Consider the following 16,363-nt stretch of genomic DNA (forward strand, 5'->3'; position numbering starts at 1 on the left):
ATGAGCTGGAACGCCACCTGGCGTGAAGCCGCGCTGCCGGAACTGGCGGCGCGCGACTGGGACCTGATCGTGGTCGGCGGCGGCATCACCGGCGCCGGCATCCTGCGCGAAGCGGCCCGGCGTGGCTGGAGCTGTCTGCTGCTGGAGCAGCGCGACTTCGCCTGGGGCACCTCCAGTCGTTCGTCGAAGATGGTTCACGGCGGCCTGCGTTATATCGCCAAGGGCCAGCTGGGCCTGACCCGCGACTCGGTGCGTGAGCGCCAGCGCCTGCTCGGCGAGGCGCCGGGCCTGGTCGACCCGCTGCCGTTCCTGTTCCCGCATTACCGTGGCCGCTTCCCCGGTCCCAAGGTGTTCGGCGGCCTGCTCAGCGTGTACGACGCCCTGGCCGGCCAGCGCCTGCACCGCTATCACCCGCTGGCCGAGCTGCGCTACCTGGCGCCGGGCCTGCAGGAGCAGACGCTGCTCGGTGCCACCTGCTTTACCGATGCGGTCACCGACGATGCGCGGCTGGTCATGCGTGTGCTGGGCGAGGCGCGTGCCGATGGCGGCGAGGCGCTCAATGGCGTGCGCGTGGTCGAGCTGAGCCGCGACAATGGCCGAGTGGTCGGATTGGTGGCCGAGGACGTGGAGAGCGGCCAGCGCGTTGCCTTCCGCGCCCGCGCCGTGGCCCAGGCCACTGGTGCTTGGGCCGATGAGCTGCGGCAGAAGGTTGGCCTGGAGCGCATCCGCCCGTTGCGCGGCAGCCATCTGCTGCTGCCGGCCTGGCGCCTGCCGGTGGCTCAGGCCATCAGCTTCATGTATGCCGAGGACAAGCGCCCTGTGTTCGTCTTTCCCTGGGAAGGCGCCACGGTGGTCGGTACCACCGACTTGGACCACGGCGAGTCGCTGGGCCAGGACGCACGCATTAGCGCCGAAGAAGTGGATTACCTGTTGGCGGCCTGCGCCAGTGTGTTCTCGCATGCCGGCATCGGGCGCGCCGATGTGCTGTCCACCTGGGCAGGCGTGCGCCCGGTGGTCAGCGAAGGGGAGAGCGCCGGGCGCAAGCCCTCGGACGAGAAGCGCGAGCATGCGCTGTGGAGTGAGCCCGGCTGCGTGACCCTGGCTGGCGGCAAGCTGACTACCTTCCGCCTGCTGGCCCTGGAAGTGCTGCGCGCCTGTGCGCCCATGGTCGACCGCGAGGTGATGGACGCCGGTCAGCAGGTGTTTCGTAGCGCCGATTCGCACACGCTGCCCGGCCTGGGCATGGCCCAGCAGCGCCGCCTGGCCGGTCGCCATGGTGCGGCACTGCCGCGCCTGGCACGGCTGATCGACGAACTCGGCAGCGACTGTATCGGCGCCAGCAACACGCTGTGGGCCGAGTTGGCCCTGGCCTGCGATGAGGAGCTGGTGCTGCACCTGGACGACCTGCTGCTGCGCCGCACCCGCATCGGCCTGCTGCTGGCGGGCGGTGCCGCGGACGAGCTGCCGCGCATCCGCGCGCTGTGCCAGCCGCGCCTGGGCTGGAGCGATGCACGCTGGGAACAAGAACAACAACGCTATCTGGCGCTGTGGCATCGCTGCTACAGCCTGCCTTGAACTGCCTGGAAACCGACGTGACCGAACAACGCTACCTGCTGGCCATCGACAACGGCACCCAAAGCGTACGCGCGCTGCTCTTCGACCTGGCCGGCAACCTGGTCGGCAAGGGCAAGGTGGAGCTCGAACCCTACTATTCCGAGCACCCCGGCTGGGCCGAGCAGGACCCGGAGTACTACTGGGCCAGCCTGGGCGAGGCCTGCCGCCGGCTGTGGGCCAGCGTCGAGATCGACAGAGGCCAGATCGCCGGTGTTTCGGTCACCACCCAGCGTGGCACCCTGATCAACGTGGACGAGGCCGGCAAGCCGCTGCGCCCGGCCATTCTCTGGCTGGACCAGCGTCGCGCCGAGGTGGAAGGCAGTATCACCGGGCCCTGGGGCTGGCTGTTCAAGCTGATTCGCGAAGAGGCGACGGTGGATTACTTCCGCGCCCAGGCCGAGGCCAGTTGGGTCGCCCAGCAGCAGCCGGACATCTGGGCTCGCACCCACAAGTTCCTGTTGCTCTCGGGCTTTCTCACCCACCGCCTGAGTGGCCGCTTCGTCGATTCTGTGGGCAGCTGCGTTGCCTACCTGCCGTTCGACTACAAGCGCCTGTGTTGGGCCAAGCCCAGCGACTGGAAGTGGCAGGCCATCCCGGTGCGTCCGGACATGCTGCCGGAGTTGGTTAAGCCGGGCGAGCGCATCGGCAGAATCACCGCCGAGGCCAGCGCCCACACCGGTATTCCTGAAGGACTGCCGTTGATCGCGGCGGCCTCGGACAAGGCCTGCGAGGTGATCGGCGCCGGTGGTGTGGATCCGAGCACGGCGTGCCTGTCCTATGGCACCACGGCGACCATCAACACCACCCGCGCCAAGTACCTGGAGACCATTCCGCTGATTCCGCCGTATCCGGCGGCGATTCCCGATCACTTCAACACCGAGGTCATGATCTTCCGTGGCTTCTGGATGGTCAGCTGGTTCAAGGAACAGTTCGGCCATGCCGAGCGCCAGCGCGGCCTGGAGCTGGGCGTGGAGGCCGAGACCCTGTTCGACGAGTTGGTCAACAGCGTGCCGCCGGGCTCCATGGGCCTGACCCTGCAGCCGTTCTGGTCGCCGGGCATCCGCGAGCCGGGGCTGGAAGCCAAGGGCTCGATCATCGGCTTCGGCGATGTGCATACCCGTGCGCACTTGTACCGGGCGATCCTCGAAGGCCTGGCCTACGCCCTGCGCCAGGGCCGCGAGCGCATCGAGAAACGCTCCGGCACGCGCATCGAGCGCCTGCGCATTTCCGGTGGCGGCTCGCAGAGCGACGCGGCCATGCAGCTGACTGCCGACATCTTCAACCTGCCGGCCGAGCGCCCGCACCTGTACGAAACCTCCGGCCTGGGCGCGGCCATCGACTGCGCCGTCGGCCTCGGCCTGCACCCGGACTTCCCCACGGCCATCGCCGCCATGACCCGCGTCGGCAAGGTGTTCCAGCCCAACCCGCAGGCGGTGGCGGTCTACGAGCGGCTGTACCGCGAGGTCTACCTGCGCATGTACAAACAGCTCAAGCCGCTGTACGGCAGCATTCGCGAGATCACCGGGTATCCCGCTTAGTCATTGCCTACTCGCCGTGCGGCGATGGAAACTGCCGCGGCATGGCTGACGACAGGGATGTGCATGAAGATCGTATGGGGATTGGTAATCGGGATTTCGATCCTGCATTACGCGGTGATGGGGTATGCGGGCGACTACCCCTCGCGTGAGGCGGAGAGCCTGATGAGCTGGGCCTTTGCCCTGATGCTGGCCTACTGGTGTCTGGCGGACGCCAAGCGGCACGGCTATCACCGCCCCTACGAGTTCGGCGCCTTTCTGTTCTTCCTCTGGCCGGTGGTTCTGCCGGCCTATCTGCTGCACACCCGTGGCTGGCGTGGCCTGCTGCTCTGTGCTGGGCTATTCATGCTGTCCCTCTTGCCCTGGCTGAGCGGGGTTGCGGCGTACTACGCATACTGAAAACCGTTGGTTTTTGTCGAAGGCACTTCATTCATCGGTGGTGGTCTGCTGTATTCGAGCAAGGGAGGGACTATGGCTACAGAGCGCAAAGCACTGCTGATCCTGCATGGCAAGCAGGCGCAGAATGAGGAAGTACGGGCCGCCGTGATGGCGCTACGCGAAAACGGCTGGCAGCTGGCTGTGCGCCTGACCTGGGAAGGCGGCGATGCCGCCCGACTGGTGGATGAGGCGCTGGCCGCCGGCTACCCGACGCTGATCGCCGGCGGCGGCGATGGCACCCTGCGCGAGGTCGCCGAGGTCATGGCACTGGCCGGTAGCGATGCTTCCCTGGCATTGCTGCCATTGGGCACTGCCAACGATTTCGCCCGCGCCGCCGGCATCCCGCTGGCACCGGTGGAGGCCCTGTCTCTCTTGGAGTTCGAGCCGCGCCCGATCGACCTGGGGGAAGTGGACGGCCAGTTGTTCCTCAACATGGCCACCGGTGGTTTTGGTTCCAAGGTCACCGCCAACACATCCGAAGAGTTGAAGAAGCTGCTGGGCGGTGCCGCGTATTTCCTCACCGGTCTGACCCGCTTCTCCGAAGTCCATGCCGCATTCGGTCGCTTCAAGGGACCGGACTTCGCCTGGGAGGGCGACTTCCTCGCCTTGGGTATCGGCAACGGCCGCCAGGCAGGGGGTGGTCACGCCCTCTGCCCGCAGGCGCGTATCGATGATGGCCTGCTAGACATCTGCATCGTGCCGGCGCCACAGGACATGGTCGGTACCCTGGGCACTCTGCTGTCCGGCGGTGTGCTCGGGGTGGAGTCGGTGTCGGTCAGCGCGCGCCTGCCCTGGCTGGAGGTGGAGGCACCAGAAGGGCTGGATATCAACCTGGATGGCGAGCCCATGGAAGGCCAGCGTCTGCGCTTCTCCGCGCGCTCCGGCGCACTGCGCCTGCACTTGCCGGATATCTCTCCGCTGCTGCAGGACAGTTAGTCGTCGGCGTGGATGATGCCCTCGCGCAGGGCATACAGCACCAGCCCCGGCACGTCGTGGATGTCCAGGCGCTTCATGATCTGTGCGCGATGCGCCTCCACCGTCTTCACGCTGAGGCTGAGGCCTTCGGCGATGGCGCGGGTCGAGGTGCCACGTGTGACCAGGCGCAGGATCTCCACTTGGCGCTGTGTCAGGCTGTGATCGGTCGTTAACTGTTCGTTGGACAGCGCCTGTTCGATTACCGGTTGGGCAATGGCCGAGCTCAGGTAGCGTTCGCCGCGGCCGATGGCGCAGAGCGCCAGGTGCAACTCGGCCATGGCTGCATCCTTCAGCAGGTAGCCATGGGCGCCGCGTCGCAGGGCGTCGAGCACCACACCGGCTTCGCTGTGCATGGAGAGCATCAGTACCTTGCTGGCCGGAGCGACCTCGGCCAACGGCTTGATAGCTTCCAGGCCGCTGACGTCCTTCATGGAAATGTCGAGCAGGATGATGTCCGGCTTCAGTTCGCGGGCCTGTTCGACCACCTGCTGGCCGTCCTCGGCCTCGCCGACGATCTCGAAGCCGGGCAATTCATCCACCATCGCTCGCACACCGATTCGGATCAGTGCGTGGTCATCCGCGAGGAGGACGCGGCAGCTCATGGCCGCGTCCCAAGGCCTGCTCTGCAGCAGGCTGCGCAAGGCGCAACAAGGGAAAGCATCGTCCGGTTCCCTCCCGTTCTGCCCCGTGTCCGACAGGGCGTCGACCACAGGTCGACGTCGGGGCTAGGTGGTTTCACTCTAGCTAAGGATTCGTCCGAGTGGTCAAGGTTCTGCCGAAAGGACCTACGGTCATGTCCTTCCATACTGGACGATCAGCGCCGGCAGGTTCTGCAGCGCTTCGCTGCTCTGCGCTGCGCCCAGGCGGAGAGCCTCCTTGGGCATGCCGAAGACCACGCAACTGGCCTCGTCCTGGGCCACGGTGCGGGCGCCGGCTTCGCGCATGGCCAGCAGGCCGCGGGCGCCGTCGTCGCCCATGCCGGTCATGATCACACCCAGGGCGTTGGGCCCGGCGTGGCGGGCGACGGAGCGGAATAGCACGTCCACCGAGGGTTTGTGCCGATTTACTGGTGGCCCGTCCAGCACCTCGACGAAGTACTGCGCGCCGCTGCGTTTGAGTTGCATATGGCGGCCGCCTGGCGCTATCAGGGCCAGGCCGATACGTACCCGGTCCATGTGCTTGGCCTCGCGCACCTCGATGCGACAGAGGCCGTCGAGACGCTGGGCGAAGGCCGCGGTGAATTTCTCCGGCATGTGCTGGACGATGACGATGCCCGGGCAGTCCACCGGTAACTGGCGCAGCAGTACTTCAAGAGCCTGGGTACCTCCGGTGGATGTACCAAGGGCGACCACCCGGTCGGTGGTGGCGAAGCCGACGCTGCCGCCGCGTTCTGCCTTGGCTGTTCCTGCCGCTGGGGCTGGAGTGGTGGCGCTGGTCGGTGCTGCCGAGGCACGTGGCATGGCGTGCGGTTGGCTACGGGCGGCGGTTTCGATCTGCTTGATCAGGTCGCCGGAGATCTGTTGCAGGCTGTCCTTCAGGCCCAGGCGGGCCTTGGTGAACACACCGACCGCGCCAGCGGCCAGCGCCTCTAGGGTGATGTTGGCACCGGCCTCGGTGAGGGTGGAGCAGATGATCGCGGGGGTCGGGCGCTCGGCCATGATCTTGCGCAGGAAGGTGATGCCGTCCATGCGTGGCATTTCCACATCCAGTACCAGAACGTCGGGCCAATCCCTGTTCATCTTTTCCAGGGCGAACAGCGGGTCGGCGGCCTGGCCACTCACGCGCATGCCGGGGTGGCCGTCGATGCAGGCGGTGAGCACCTGACGGACCAGGGCCGAGTCGTCGACGATGAAAACCTTGATCATGGCAACCTCAGACTCGCTCGAACACAGAGGGGCGAACGTTGCGTAGCGGCAGTGGGAAGCCGTGCAGGCTCTCGGCATGGCCGATGAACAGCAGGCCGCCGGGACGCAGCCGCCCGACCAGGCGCTCGACGATGGCGCGCTTGTCCGGGTTGCTGAAATAGATCAGCACGTTGCGCAGGAAAATCACGTTGAAGGGGCCGACCTCCGGCGGCAGGTCGCGCATCAGGTTGAGCTCGGCAAAGGCCACTCGGTGGCGCAGCGCCTGACCGATGCGGAAGCTGCCCTCATGGTCGCCGACTCCGCGCAGGCAGTGACGTTGCAGCCAGCCGGCAGGGAACTGGGCGGACTGTTCCAGTGGGTAGATGGCCTGGCGCGCGCGTTCCAGCACACGCAGGCTGAGGTCGCTGGCGAAGATCGACCAGTGCGGGGTGCGGGCGTGTTCGGCCAGGGTCATGGCCATGCTGTAGGCCTCCTCGCCGGAAGAGCTGGCGGCGCTCCACAGGTGGATCGGGCCGCGCTGGCTGGCGACCCATTCGCCGAGGAAGTCGAAGTGTTTGGGCTCGCGGAAGAAGTAGGTCTCGTTGGTGGTCAGCAGGTCGATCACCAGCCGGCGCTCGCTCTGGTTGGCCGGCTGGCGCAGGAAGTTGACGTACTCGTAGAAATCACCCTGGTCCAGCTCGCGCAGGCGCGACATCAGGCGCCCGGCCACCAGCATGCGCTTGCTGTCGGCCATGTGGATGCCGGACACCTCCACCATCATCTGCTGCAGGTAGCGGAACTCGCCGTCGGACAGCTTGGGCAGGTGCCGATGGACCATTAGCCCGCCTGTTGCGCCAGGCTCAGCTGGCGGATGTCGTCCAGCGACAGCACCCGGCGCACGTCGACGATGATGGTGAAGCCCTGCTCGTCGCGGGCCATGCCGGCGATGAAGTCGGTACGGATACCGGTGCCGAACGGCGGTGCCTGCTCTACGTCGCGCGGGTCGATATCGAGCACGGCGTCCACCGCATCGACGACCAGGCCGATGCGCTGTGCCTGGCCATTGCCGTCCAGCTCCAGCTCGATGATGACGATGCAGGTGCGTTTGCCCGGCTCGGTCAGGTCGAGGCCGAAGCGTGCCGCCAGGTCGAGCACCGGCACCACATTGCCGCGCAGGTTGATCACGCCGTGGATGAAGGAGGGCATCATCGGTACGGCTGTGACCTGGCCGTATTCGATGATTTCCCGCACCAGTTCGATCGGCAGCGCGTAGCGCGCCTGGCGCACGCGAAAGGACAGGTGCTGGACGCTGTCGTCCAGTACCTCGTTGCTGCGGGTAGCGGTGATGGCGTTCATGCAACCCCCATCAGTTGAAACTGACGAACTGGCCTTCGTCTGGCAGTGCCTGCTGCGGGCGACGCTCGGCTCGGCGCAGTTCACGCAGGTTGCTTGGCCGTGGTGGCTCGGCGCGGCGTTGTACGAAGCTGGCGGGCTGGTTGTCCAGGCGGAAGTAGCCGATCAGCTCCAGCAGCTGGCCGGCCTGGGCGTTCATCTCCTCGGCGGTGGCGGCCAGCTCCTCGGAGGCGGAAGCGTTCTGCTGGGTGATCTGGTTCATCTGGCCCATGGCAATGTTGATCTGCGCCGCGCCGCTGCTCTGCTCCTGGGAGGCGGCGGTGATTTCCTGGACCAGGTCCGAGGTCTTCTGGATGTTCGGTACGATCTCGTCGAGCAGGGCGCCGGCCTGTTCGGCCAGGTGCACGCTGCTGCCGGCCACGCCGCCAATCTCCTGGGCAGCGACCTGGCTGCGCTCGGCCAGCTTGCGTACCTCGGCGGCGACCACCGCGAAGCCCTTGCCGTGGTCGCCCGCGCGGGCGGCCTCGATGGCGGCGTTGAGCGCCAGCAGGTTGGTCTGGTAGGCGATGTCGTCGATGATGCCGATCTTGTCGGCGATCTGCTTCATCGCCTGGACCATCTCGCGCACGGCGCTACCGCCTTGCACGGCGTCGTTGGCGGCCTTGCCGGCGATGCCGTCGGTAACCCGGGCGCTGTCAGTGTTCTGGGCGATGGAGGCGGACATCTGCTCGACCGAGGCGCTGGTCTCCTCGACGCTGGCGGCCTGTTCTGTGGCGGCCTGGCTCAGCGACTGCGAGGTTGCGCTGACTTCCTCGGAGGCTGAGGACAGCGAGTCGGCGGCGCTGCGTACATCGGCCATGACGCTGCGCAGACGCTCGGTCATGTGCTTCATCGAGGCCAGCAGGCGGCCTGTTTCATCGTGGCTGTCGGATTCGACCGTCACACTCAGATCACCTTCGGCCAGGCTGTCGGCCACGCCGACGGCTCGGTTCAGCGGACGGGTGATGGAGCGGGTAACCAATATGCCGATGGTGAAGCCCAGCCCGGCGGCGATCAGAATCAGCACGATCATCTGGGTGCGCGAGCCGGTGTAGATGTCGGTGATGCTGTCGTTGGCTTCCTTGGCGCGGGTCTTCTTCTGGCCTACCAGCTCGGCAATGGTGGCGTCGGCTGCATTGCCTTGGGCGCGAAGCTGCGGCATCAGTGCGGTGAAGGCGCTGTTCTGGGCCAGATCGGTGTTTTTGTTGGCTTCGAGCATCTGCAGCGCGGTTTTCTCATATTCACCGAGCTGGGCGTCGAGCGCTGCCAGTTTGGCCAGTGACTGCTCGCTGTCGAAGCTGGCGCGTGCCTTGTCCAGGTTCATGTGCAGTGCCTTGATCGCCTCGTGCACTTGCGCGGCCGTGCTCTCGCGTTCCGGCAGCGAGGTGGCCAGCAGGTTGCTGCGCAGGTGGCGGCCCATGTAGATGAGGTCCATGTTGGCGCTCATCATGCTGTCCAGCGCCTGCATCTCGCGGCTGTACATCTGGTCCGACAGTTCGTTGACCTTGGCCAGGTTGATGATGCCCAGGGCGCCGACCAGGGCGGTGAGGAGCACCACCAGGGTAAATCCGGCGATCAGCCGTACGCCGATCTTCATGTTGCGGATGAATTGCATGGTGGATCTCCTACGACCCCATCAGGTCGGGTCGCGGTTGGGGGGAACGGAATTCGCTTTCGATGTGCTGTTGCAGTTGGCGCAGCAGGCTGGCGATATCGAGGATCAGGGCGATCTGCCCGGAACCGAGGATGGTCGAGCCGCTGATGCCCTGCAGGTGCTGGAACAGCAGGCCGAGCGGCTTGATTACGGTCTGCAACTCACCGTGCAGGCGGTCGACGATCAGCCCGGCCTGTTGCCGGCCGAGGCTGACCACCAGGATGTTGCGCCGGCCGTGGATGTGTGACGGCAGCTCGAAATGAGCGGCCAGGTCGATGCACGGCAGCGGCTTGCCGCGCAGGTTGAGGTAGCCGTAGCGGCCGTCGAGGGTGACGTCCAGCTCCAGACATTCGGTGACCAGTTCCAGTGGAATGACGAAGTGCTCGTCGCCGATGCCGACCAGGAAACCGTCGATGATTGCCAGGGTCAGCGGCAGGCGGATGCGGAAAGTGCAGCCCAGGCCTGGGCGGGACTCGATCTCGATGCTGCCGCGCAAGGCGTCGATGGCGCTGCGCACCACGTCCATACCGACCCCGCGGCCGGACAGGTCGGACACCGCATCGGCAGTGGAGAAGCCGGCGGCGAAGATCAGCATGTGGGTGTCCGCCTCGCTGAGGCTGGTCTGCGGATCGAGCAGGCCACGCTCGATGGCCTTCTCGCGGATGCGTTCCGTATTCAGGCCACGGCCGTCGTCCTCCACCTCGATCACGATCATGCCCGAGTCGTGGTAGGCATTGAGGCTCAGGCGGCCCTCGGCCGCTTTGCCGGCGGCCAGGCGCTGCTCGGCGGATTCGATGCCATGGTCGATGGCGTTGCGCACCAGGTGGGTGAGGGGGTCGGCCAGCTTGTCGATTACCGAGCGGTCCAGATCGGTGTCGGCGCCGTGGATGTCCAGGCGAATCTGCTTGCCGAGCTGCTGGCTGACGTCGCGTACCACCCGGTGGAAGCGGTTGAAGGTGTCGCCGATCTCGATCATGCGCAGCTTCAGCGCCGCCTCGCGGATGGCTTCGACGTGCTGGTTGACCGTCTGGCTGCTCTCGATGCAGTCGGTACTGCCTTGCAGCTGGGCCTGGAGTTGGGCGCCAGCGGCGCTGATCACCAGCTCGCCAACCAGGTTGATCAACTCGTCCAGCTTGTTGGCGGCGACGCGGATGTGGCTGCTCTCGCGGGGCGCCTTTTCGCGGGCTGACTGCTGCTTGGCCAGTGCGGCGTTGACTGCTTTGGGCGGTACCATGCCGGCCTCGACCAGTACCGAGCCGAGCGGCGACTTGAGCCCGTCCTGCGCATCGCCCTGCAGGCTCAGACCTTCGGCCAGTTCATGTTCGGTGAGCAGACCGCTGGCGATCAGGATGCGGCCGATACGCTCGTCGGTTTCCGGCAGGTCCTGGATCAGCTGGATGTAGTCGTCCAGCTCGCTGTCCGGCGGCAGGATGCGCAGGGTGCAGAAGTCGTGAATGAACTCGAAGACGTCCTCGATCTCGGCCTTGCTGGCCGAGCTACATAGGGCAATCTCCAGGCCCAGGTAACAGCTTTCCGGGTCCATCTCGGCCAGATCGGGCATCTGCTCGGCGAGGGTTTCCAGGTGCAGAATCTCGCCCAGTCGGCCCAGGTAGCGGACGAAGGAAGCGGGGTCGAAGCCGTTGCGCAGCAGATCCGGGTGAAAGCGCAGGGAGATGTGCCAGGCTCCCGCCGCATCGCAGGTAGTGCAGCGCTCCAGGCTGCCACGGCTTACACAATCGTCATCGATGTCCTGGGTGGCGATCAGCCGTGGGGCCCCGGTCTGTTCGGCGAGGGCATCGAGTAACTGGCCCTGGTGGGCTTCGTCCACTGGCAGCTCGCCGCTGTCGGGGTCGATCAGCTCGAGCATCGAGCTGATTTCGTCGAGGCAGCGCAACATCAGCGATACCAGTGGTGGACTTAGCTGACGTTGGCCGTCGCGTACCGCCATCAGCAGATTTTCCAGGTGGTGGGTGAAGTTCACCAGCGGGGTGAGGGTGAATAGCCCGGCAGAGCCCTTGAGCGTGTGCATGGCGCGGAACAGGCCGTTGATGGCCTGCTGGTCGTCCGGTGCCTGGTCCAGCACCAGCAGGTATTCCTCGGCTTGCTTGGCCAGGTCGCGGCCTTCCTCGATGAAGCCGCGCAGCAGTTGGCTCCACTGATCCTCATCGAACATGGTCTTCTCCCGTAGGCAGGAGGTCGTTCAGGTGCAGCAGGACTAGCAGTTCACGCACCGGCTCGGCAGGCTCTGCCAGGCGCAGGTCGCCACCTGCCGCGCGCAGATGCCGATGTGCCGCCAGGAGCAGCTGCGCGCCGGCGCTGTCGAGTTCCTCTAGCGCTGTCAGCTCCAGTTGCCAGGTTTCATCGCGCCCGCCTGCGAAGGCAGCGAGCAGTGCATCGCGTACCTCGGCCACTTCGTAGATGGTCAGGCTGCCGCCAAGGCGCAGGCGGGCAGGGGCGGGCTGGCTCAGGTCAAACATTTCAGCTGGCCAGCTTCTCGACGGCCGAGAGCAATTGCTGGGGCTGGAACGGCTTGACGATCCAGGCCTTGGCGCCGGCGGCCTGGCCTTCGGCCTTCTTGCCCTGTTCGCTCTCGGTGGTGAGCATGACGATGGGGGTGAAGCGGTATTCGTTGCGCGCCTTGATCTCCTTGACCAGGCCGATACCGTCGAGGTTGGGCATGTTCACGTCGCTGATGATCAGGTTGATCTTCTGGCCGTTGAGTTTGCTCAGGGCGTCGCGCCCGTCGACCGCTTCGATGACCTGATGGCCAGCGCCGGTGAGGGTCATCTTCACCAGTTGGCGCATGGACAGGGAGTCGTCGACGATCAGGATGGTCTTGCTCATGGTGGTCTCTCGGAAAAGGGCGATGCTCAGAAAAAGGTGATGTCGTCTTGCCGGGCCACCGTCGCGCCGCGGCGTCCGTGGCGCTCCTCGGCGGTGGTGAACTGGCGGCGCAGGTCGGCCAGCCAGCGCTCGGGGTGCAGGTCCGGCTGGTCTTCCTGGGCGGTACGCTGCAGCCGACCGAGGTCGGCCTGGAGGTGGTCGAGCATCTGGTCGGCGCGGTCCTGGAACTGCAGGCTGACGACGATTTCCTGAATGTCGGCCTGGGTCACGCGCACGTCCTGCTGCAGCTGGCGGGTGGTTTCGGTGAGTTCGTTGAGGCTGCCGGTCAGGCCCTGCATCAGCTCGCCGGTGACCTCGTCGAGATAGCGCAGGTTGCCTTCCTCGCTGCCGGACATTTCCTCGGCAGCGGTGACGGTGCCGCGGATCGCTCCGTTGATCTCGCCGACTTTCTCGACCATGCGCTGGCCGGTTTCGGCGGACAGGCTGGACAGCTTGCGTACTTCGTCGGCCACCACTGAGAAGCCGCGGCCATATTCGCCGGCCCGTGCTGCCTCGATGGCCGCGTTGAGGGCCAGCAGGTTGGTCTGGCTGGCGATGTCCTGCACGTGCTTGGACATGGCCTGCAGCTCGCTGGCGTACTGGTTGAGGTTGCCGATGGTGGCGAGCAGCTGGCGCTTGCGTTCGCCGGCGCTATGAAAGGCCTCGGAGACTTCGTCCAGACGCTGGTTGGCGTGGCGCAGTCCCTCGGTAATACCGCCTCCGCCGATCACGCTCTCGGAATGGCCGAGGGTGTGTTCCAGGCGCTGGCTCAGACTGGCGAAGCGCTCGAACAGATGGCTGATGTTGTCTTGCAGCACGTGGCGGACCTGGCCGAGATTGTCGGCCCAGGCCGGCAAAACGGCCTGCAGCAGCGGCGGATAGGCGGGCGGTTCGACCTGTGTGGGCGTCGCTTCGGTATCTGCGAGGCTGGCTGGACTGGGCCTAGGCCTAAGCGGTAGAGCAGCCCCGGCGCCGAGCAGGAGGCCAGCGCCGGCCAGCCACGGCAGGGTGAGCAGGGTACCGGCGCTGGCGAGTGCCAGGCCGAACCAGAGCAGGCAATAGGCAAGCACGGGGCGGAGGCCTCGGGTGGTCGACTGGATGCTGCCAACGATAGAAGCGCAGGCGCATCGACGAAATCGGGGCATCCCCTAGGCGGCGTAAGGGTGGCTCCGATACCCGTGTCTGGCATGACCGTGCGGTCGCTGGCATGATGGCACTCGGCCGCCTTCAGTCTCGCTGCGGGCGGCCGATATCTGGCAGAGGCCCACCGCAAGGCTCGGCTAGACTGATGAAACACAACAGGAGTAGGCGATGGCCGGCATTCTCGATACGGTTGATCAACGCACCCAGCTGGTGGGCGAGAACCGACTGGAAATTCTCATGTTCCGGCTGGCTGGGCGGCAGCTGTTCGCCATCAACGTGTTCAAGGTGCAGGAGGTGCTGCAGCTGCCCAAGCTGACCCTGATGCCGCACCGTCACCCTTACGTCTGCGGTGTGGTCAACCTGCGTGGCCAGACCCTGCCGGTGATCGACCTGTCCCAGGCCATCGGCATGCGCCCGCTGACTCCCAACGAGAACAGCACCATCATCGTCACCGAGTACAACCGCTCTGTGCAGGCGTTCCTGGTGGGGGGCGTGGATCGCATCCTCAACCTCAACTGGGAATCCATCCTGCCTCCGCCAGGTGGAGCAGGGCGCCAGCACTACCTCACCGCCATCACCAAGGTGGACGATCAGATCGTCGAGATCATCGATGTGGAGAAGGTGCTGGCGGAAATCGCGCCGATGAGCACCAAGGTATCCGACGAGAAGCTGGCCGATCCGCTGTTGGCCAAGGCCAAGGGCCGTGAAGTACTGCTGGTGGATGACTCCAGCGTGGCGCTTAACCAGCTACGCGAGACCCTGTCGCAGCTGGGCATCCGTACCCACAGCGCCAGCGATGGCCTCAAGGGCCTGCAGCAACTGAAAAAGTGGGCTGATACCGGCGAGGTGATGACCGACAAGCTGCTGATGATCTTTACCGATGCCGAGATGCCGGAGATGGATGGCTACCGCCTGACCACCGAGATCCGCAACGACCCACGCCTGAAGGACCTGTACGTGGTGCTGCACACGTCTCTGTCCGGCAGCTTCAACGAGGCAATGGTGAAGAAGGTCGGCTGCGACAATTTCCTCTCCAAGTTCCAGCCAGACAAGCTGGTCGACGTCATCCGCCAGCGTCTGGAGCTCGATGCCTGAGGCAATAGGGTCTCTGCTTCTTAAACACCTAGCGCGGCTGGCAGGATGCCGGCACTGACGGTGCCCCAGCGACGTCCGTTGATCCTGAGTGAGGTGTAGAGCACGAACACGATAGTGCTGGTGCCTGGGATCACGAAGGTGCCCATGCTCAGGTGCTGGCACTGGCGCACGTTGCTCATCTCGCTCTCGCTCACCGTTATGAAACGCTGGTGCATGCTTTTGGCCGCGTCAATCTGCGGATTGCCGGTCGGTGGCTGCGAGGCTGCGCTGCGGGCCGCTGGCAGGTAGCCGCCTTCGGTCATCGGCACCAGATACAGCACGCCGTCCTTGCCCCCCTGATCCCACTCGTCGAGTAGCGGCTGGATGCGCTGGCGATAGGGCTCGACCCAGGCGACGTCGTGCTTCTGCGGATTGGTGTTGGGGATCGGTCGGTAGTTCTGGTCGAACAGGTCGACCCCGGAGCGATGCAGCTCGTCGAGCCGGGCTTCGATCAGGTCGCGACGCTGGAACAGCATCTCGGTGATGGCCTCCAGGCGGCCGCTGCCCAGGCGGAAATTGCACAGCTGCTGCACCAGCAGATTGGTGGTGTCACGCAAGGCGTCGGCCTGAGCAAAGTTCTGCTTCATGCACTGGCCAATGGCGAAGCTGAGCTCGCGGATGCGGCTACTGTGCTGGTGCGTCTCCTGGTTGGTGGCGTGCAGCTCCTCCAGCGCGCTGCTGACCATCAACAGGTCGTCGTTGGCCTGATTGAAGTCGTGCACCATGAGTTCGAACTGTTCGCTGGCGCTGCTGACCACTGTGCCACAGGAGGCGGTTTGCTCGATCATGCAATGGGTCTGCTCATCGGCGCCGTTCATAGCGCCGGTCATTTCCTCCAGCAGCATGCCGATCTGCTGGGCGGCACTGCCGACCTTCTGCGAAAGATTGCGTACCTCGTCGGCCACCACCGCGAAGCCGCGCCCGGCTTCTCCAGCGCGAGCTGCTTCGATGGCGGCGTTGAGCGCCAGCATGTTGGTCTGGGTCGAGAAGTCCTGCACCGTGACCAGGATTTCGCGAACCTTGGTGGTGCTCGCCGCGAGCGCCTCGATGTTGTGGCGAAAGCCTTCCATGGTGTTATTGACGTCACGCATCTGCCGGCAGGCCTCATCGAGTTGCCGCTGCGACTGATGGGCCATGTCCAGGTTACGGCCGTTCATCTCGGTGATGCCGCCGGTGCGTGTTGAAATATCCTGCAGGGCCGCGGTGGTCTGCTCGCTGGCATGGAAGATTAGCTCCGACAGGCTGTGCTGTTGCGTCGCCTCGCGTGCGGCCTGTTCGGACTGCAGGCGGCTGGTGGCCGATGCCTGAGCGATCTGCAGGCTGTTGTGCTGCAGGTTTGCAATGCATTGACGCAGGCGCGCTGTGAGGTGGTCCAGGCTATCGGGCTCACCTTGCGCACGGTCGCAGAGGTCGATCTGGGTGCCACCCAACGCTTCCAGTCGCGTCAGCATGCGCTCCGCCGGGCGTGCCGTGCCGAGCTTCCAGGCCAGCAACAGCAATGGGCCGGCCAGGAGCAGGGCAACGATGCGTAGGCCGTTGTCGCCCAGTGCCAGCACGGCAGTGAGGAGAATCAGCTGGCAGGCGAGCAGGGAAAGGACGGTGGAACTGGAGGAGCGGCGAACAGGTTGCTCCAGCGGAGCGGAGAGCGTCGAACTGGTCATGGGCTACACCAAAAGCTTTTTTATTGGTTTTATGTACCGGCAATCTACGCAAAATCGTGAAACTCATCACATCGCCCTTTTGTATGAATG

General features: G+C 65.4%; 15 protein-coding genes. 5 read left to right on the plus strand and 10 right to left on the minus strand.

Going from position 1 to position 16,363, the window contains the following annotated elements:
• From IB234_RS10370 to yegS, 4 genes are all read left to right on the plus strand, one after another.
• Positions 1 to 1,575, plus strand: a complete 1,575-nt coding sequence (locus IB234_RS10370; protein ID WP_192317172.1) for a glycerol-3-phosphate dehydrogenase/oxidase — start codon at positions 1 to 3, stop codon at positions 1,573 to 1,575.
• Between the two features lie 17 nt (positions 1,576 to 1,592).
• Entirely contained in the window at positions 1,593 to 3,152 is a 1,560-nt protein-coding gene (locus tag IB234_RS10375) for an FGGY-family carbohydrate kinase (protein ID WP_192317174.1), read from the plus strand.
• Positions 3,153 to 3,215: 63 nt separating this feature from the next.
• On the plus strand, positions 3,216 to 3,548 hold the full coding sequence (locus IB234_RS10380) for a hypothetical protein (RefSeq protein WP_192317176.1): 333 nt from the start codon (positions 3,216 to 3,218) through the stop codon (positions 3,546 to 3,548).
• A 72-nt stretch (positions 3,549 to 3,620) separates the two neighbouring features.
• The gene (yegS, locus tag IB234_RS10385) at positions 3,621 to 4,523 is read left to right on the plus strand and encodes a lipid kinase YegS (protein WP_192317178.1); all 903 of its coding nucleotides are present in this window, start codon (positions 3,621 to 3,623) and stop codon (positions 4,521 to 4,523) included.
• On the opposite strand, the gene IB234_RS10390 is transcribed toward yegS, so the two are convergent.
• From IB234_RS10390 to IB234_RS10430, 9 genes are all read right to left on the minus strand, one after another.
• Entirely contained in the window at positions 4,520 to 5,164 is a 645-nt protein-coding gene (locus IB234_RS10390) for a response regulator (RefSeq protein ID WP_192317180.1), read from the minus strand. The genes yegS and IB234_RS10390 overlap by 4 nt on opposite strands.
• Positions 5,165 to 5,353: 189 nt before the next feature.
• A complete protein-coding gene (locus IB234_RS10395; protein ID WP_192317182.1) occupies positions 5,354 to 6,427 on the minus strand; it encodes a protein-glutamate methylesterase/protein-glutamine glutaminase in 1,074 nt (357 codons plus the stop codon).
• A 7-nt stretch (positions 6,428 to 6,434) separates the two neighbouring features.
• Positions 6,435 to 7,244, minus strand: coding sequence for a CheR family methyltransferase (locus tag IB234_RS10400; RefSeq protein ID WP_192317184.1), 810 nt, complete (start codon positions 7,242 to 7,244; stop codon positions 6,435 to 6,437).
• Positions 7,244 to 7,762: a chemotaxis protein CheW gene (locus tag IB234_RS10405; protein ID WP_192317186.1), complete on the minus strand. Its 519-nt coding sequence runs from the start codon at positions 7,760 to 7,762 to the stop codon at positions 7,244 to 7,246. Before IB234_RS10405 ends, IB234_RS10400 begins: the two co-directional genes overlap by 1 nt.
• 10 nt (positions 7,763 to 7,772) lie before the next feature.
• Positions 7,773 to 9,413, minus strand: a complete 1,641-nt coding sequence (locus tag IB234_RS10410; RefSeq protein ID WP_192317188.1) for a methyl-accepting chemotaxis protein — start codon at positions 9,411 to 9,413, stop codon at positions 7,773 to 7,775.
• Positions 9,414 to 9,423: 10 nt separating this feature from the next.
• Complete coding sequence (locus IB234_RS10415) at positions 9,424 to 11,625, minus strand: chemotaxis protein CheA (RefSeq protein WP_192317190.1); 2,202 nt, start codon at positions 11,623 to 11,625, stop codon at positions 9,424 to 9,426.
• Positions 11,615 to 11,929: a lipid asymmetry maintenance protein MlaB gene (locus IB234_RS10420; protein ID WP_192317192.1), complete on the minus strand. Its 315-nt coding sequence runs from the start codon at positions 11,927 to 11,929 to the stop codon at positions 11,615 to 11,617. The genes IB234_RS10415 and IB234_RS10420 overlap by 11 nt, the downstream gene beginning before the upstream one ends.
• 1 nt (position 11,930) lies before the next feature.
• Positions 11,931 to 12,296, minus strand: a complete 366-nt coding sequence (locus IB234_RS10425) for a response regulator (protein ID WP_192317194.1) — start codon at positions 12,294 to 12,296, stop codon at positions 11,931 to 11,933.
• Between the two features lie 26 nt (positions 12,297 to 12,322).
• Positions 12,323 to 13,480, minus strand: a complete 1,158-nt coding sequence (locus IB234_RS10430) for a methyl-accepting chemotaxis protein (protein WP_192317196.1) — start codon at positions 13,478 to 13,480, stop codon at positions 12,323 to 12,325.
• 166 nt (positions 13,481 to 13,646) lie between these two features.
• Between IB234_RS10430 and IB234_RS10435 the strand changes: the two genes are divergently transcribed.
• Positions 13,647 to 14,573 (plus strand): chemotaxis protein CheV, encoded by a 927-nt coding sequence (locus IB234_RS10435; RefSeq protein ID WP_192317198.1) that lies wholly within the window; start codon positions 13,647 to 13,649, stop codon positions 14,571 to 14,573.
• Between the two features lie 20 nt (positions 14,574 to 14,593).
• On the opposite strand, the gene IB234_RS10440 is transcribed toward IB234_RS10435, so the two are convergent.
• Positions 14,594 to 16,273, minus strand: a complete 1,680-nt coding sequence (locus IB234_RS10440) for a methyl-accepting chemotaxis protein (RefSeq protein ID WP_192317200.1) — start codon at positions 16,271 to 16,273, stop codon at positions 14,594 to 14,596.
• Positions 16,274 to 16,363: the final 90 nt, after the last annotated feature.

Source organism: Pseudomonas sp. PDM16 (assembly GCF_014851865.1).
GTDB lineage: Bacteria > Pseudomonadota > Gammaproteobacteria > Pseudomonadales > Pseudomonadaceae > Aquipseudomonas.